We start from the raw sequence: 1,221 nt of genomic DNA on the forward strand, positions 1-1,221 counted from the left end.
AAACAACCGTGTCATTAATTAACTATCATTTTGTGTTTTGCCCACGATACAGAAGAAAGATTTTTCTTAATACAAAAGTAGAAGAACGTTTCAAAGAGTTGGTTCAAAAAATATGCGGAGAATTGGATGTTTCTATTGTTGCAATGGAATGCGACAAAGACCACGTTCACTTGTTCTTAGATACACCACCAACACTTAGTCCTGCTGATACAATGGCAAAAATTAAAGGAGTGACATCAAAACGTTTGAGAGAAGAGTTTCCTCATCTTCAACACTTGCCGAGCCTATGGACGCGTTCTTATTTTGTTTCTACTGCTGGAAATGTATCAAGTGAGACAATAAAACATTATGTTGAAAATCAAAAAACGAGGGGGTGAAACTTGTGCCACAAACCATCACAGCTAAAGTTAAATTGCTTCCAACAAAACAACAAATCATGCTATTGGAACAAAGTAGCCACGAGTATATAAAAGTCATTAATGCTCTTGTATCTGAAATGGTTGAAGCAAAGAAAAGCACGAAGAAAAGTACAAAGGATATTGAGGCCAATATCCCAAGTGCGGTGAAAAATCAAGCAATTAAAGATGCGAAAAGTGTATTTTCTACAAAGGTGAAAAAGAGTAAATACAAAATCGTTCCGATTCTAAAAAGACCTGTTTGTGTATGGAATAACCAAAATTATTCATTTGACTTTACGCACATTTCAATTCCGTTTATGGTAAACGGAAAGTCAACTCGTTTAAAGGTTCGCGCTTTATTAAACGACAAATATAATCGCAATTTCGAATTGTTGAAGCACAAGTTAGGTACACTTCGTATCACGAAGAAATCTGCTAAATGGATTGCTCAAATATCTGTCACGATTCCTACAAACGAAAAAACGGGAACAAAGATTTTAGGAGTAGACTTAGGTCTGAAAGTTCCTGCGGTAGCCATCACAGATGATGATAAAGTTCGTTTCTTCGGGAACGGTAGGCAAAACAAATTTATGAAACGTAAGTTTCGCAGTGTTCGCAAGAAGTTAGGAGAAGCTAAGAAACTGAATGCCCTTCGTCAACTTGATGATAAAGAACAAAGATGTATGCAAGACCAAGACCACAAAGTAAGTCGTGTAATCGTTGATTTTGCAACGGATAATAATATTTCTGTCATTCGATTAGAGCAACTAACGAACATTAGACAGACGGCACGAACAAGCCGTAAAAACGAAAAAAATCTACA

At 36.3% G+C, this 1,221-nt stretch carries 2 protein-coding genes; both read left to right on the top strand.

Going from position 1 to position 1,221, the window contains the following annotated elements; all coding sequences use genetic code 11:
* Positions 1 to 377, top strand: a 377-nt coding sequence (gene tnpA / locus V7S50_RS33965; protein ID WP_336376930.1) for an IS200/IS605 family transposase, incomplete at its 5' end; no start/stop codon positions are given.
* A gap of 5 nt (positions 378 to 382) precedes the next feature.
* Positions 383 to 1,221: transposase (locus V7S50_RS33970; protein ID WP_336584463.1), on the top strand; the 839-nt coding region annotated here is incomplete at its 3' end.

This window comes from Bacillus sp. CCNWLW194, assembly GCF_037120585.1.
GTDB lineage: Bacteria > Bacillota > Bacilli > Bacillales > Bacillaceae_G > Bacillus_A > Bacillus_A basilensis.